The organism is Mesorhizobium sp. M1A.T.Ca.IN.004.03.1.1 (assembly GCF_003997555.1).
Taxonomy (GTDB): domain Bacteria; phylum Pseudomonadota; class Alphaproteobacteria; order Rhizobiales; family Rhizobiaceae; genus Mesorhizobium.
Genome location: NZ_RZTV01000350.1, coordinates 1 through 270, shown reverse-complemented (window position 1 = coordinate 270; position 270 = coordinate 1). Strand labels below are relative to the sequence as shown.

Below are 270 nucleotides of genomic sequence, written 5' to 3'. Positions count from 1 at the left end.
AGATCGTTGAACAGCGGTCCGCCGACCAGATCTGCGACGACGTCGATCGGCTGGCCACCACTTGCGGAATGGACGGCCTCGACAAGATCGCCCTTGCTGCGGGTCACTACCGCTTCGGCGCCGATGTCGATCATCGCCGCCTCCTTGCCGGGGCCTGCGACCGCGATCGGGATGGCGCCGCGGGCGCGGGCGAGATGGATGATCGCTGAACCGACGCCGCCCGAAGCGCCGGTGACGAGAACGCGCTCGCCGGCTACAAGCCTTGCCCGT

The 270-nt window shown here is 68.5% G+C and carries 1 protein-coding gene; it reads right to left on the bottom strand.

Features of this window, described 5'->3' with window-relative positions; all coding sequences use genetic code 11:
- Positions 1–270 (bottom strand): zinc-binding dehydrogenase (locus tag EOD29_RS31935; RefSeq protein ID WP_164763953.1); only part of this gene is annotated, 270 nt, incomplete at both ends.